Source organism: Kocuria sp. CPCC 205261 (assembly GCF_040981025.1).
Lineage (GTDB): Bacteria > Actinomycetota > Actinomycetes > Actinomycetales > Micrococcaceae > Kocuria > Kocuria marina.
In genome coordinates, this window is record NZ_JAVKPU010000039.1 from 1 (window position 1) to 1,099 (window position 1,099).

General features: G+C 62.6%; 1 protein-coding gene. It reads left to right on the forward strand.

Features of this window, described 5'->3' with window-relative positions; translation table 11 throughout:
• Positions 1 to 502 precede the first annotated feature (502 nt).
• Positions 503 to 916: a DDE-type integrase/transposase/recombinase gene (locus RF646_RS13275; protein ID WP_368836234.1), complete on the forward strand. Its 414-nt coding sequence runs from the start codon at positions 503 to 505 to the stop codon at positions 914 to 916.
• The last annotated feature ends 183 nt before the right edge of the window (positions 917 to 1,099 follow it).

The following is a 1,099-nucleotide window of genomic DNA, read 5'->3' on the forward strand; positions in this document are numbered from 1 at the left end:
CCCGACCCCCTGACCGCCCTCACTGCCTGACCCCTACGAAAGATCGCTACACCACTTCTCGGGGCTTGACCCTTCTATGTCGGTCAAGAGCCATTCACGCTCGGGGTCGTAGCGTTGAGGGTTCGATAGACGTGACGGGCTAGGTAGTGCTTGATGCAGCGGCGGATCTTTCGGTCGTTCCTTCCTTCCGCTCGGCGCTTGGTGACGTATAGCCGAGTCAGGGCGTCGTAGGTCATCTTGGTGGTCGAGACCGGGCGTGGGGAACGAGTAGGTGATAACTGATCGTTAGCGTTGAGAGGCGCTGGCGGGGAGGATGTCATCATGCCCGGTCCTTGTCAGCTGAAGAAGCGGATCCGCCTCCTGGAGCAGGACAACGAGGTGCTCAGTAGGGCTGCGGCGTATGTGTCGCAAGCGAATCTGCGTTTCGGCGGCTGCCCACACTGACATACCCGCTCGTTGCCGAGCTCGCCGGCGCGGGAAGGGGAACACAACGGGCCCGCCGGTGTTCGAGGACCACCTCCAGCGGGTCTTCCGCGCCGATGAGCCGAACCGGCTCTGGCTGAGGGGTATCACGGGGGATTGGACGAGGGAGGGCACGCTCTACTGTTGCGCGATCGAAGACGTGTTCTCCACCCGCGTCGTCGGATACTCGATCTCGGAGCGGATGACCGCGAAACTCGCCGTGGACGCGGTCCGCAATGCACTCGCCCGCCGAGGCGACGTCGCCGGGTGCATGCTGCACGCCGACAGAGATAGCCAGTTCCGTGGTCGCGCGATGGCCCGGCAGCTGCGCCTGGCCATCGTGGTCTGGATCGAGCGGAAGTATCACCGTCAACGAGCCCAGGACAGACTCGGCGGGTTGACGCCCATCGAGTTCGAAGCCAAACTAACCAAGCCGCTCACACTCGCGGCCTAAACCGAAACCGTCGCCGGCTCGTTCCCCACTCCCAACGACACGCTCTCTTACAACTGGTACAAAAAAGCATCGAGTACCACCCGGCGCCACCCATGTGGCCAACGCCCGCAAATGAAGCGCCCTGGGTTTCGTTCCGATCCAACTGAAGGAGAATCGGAACATGCCCAAGAAGTTCAGCCCCGA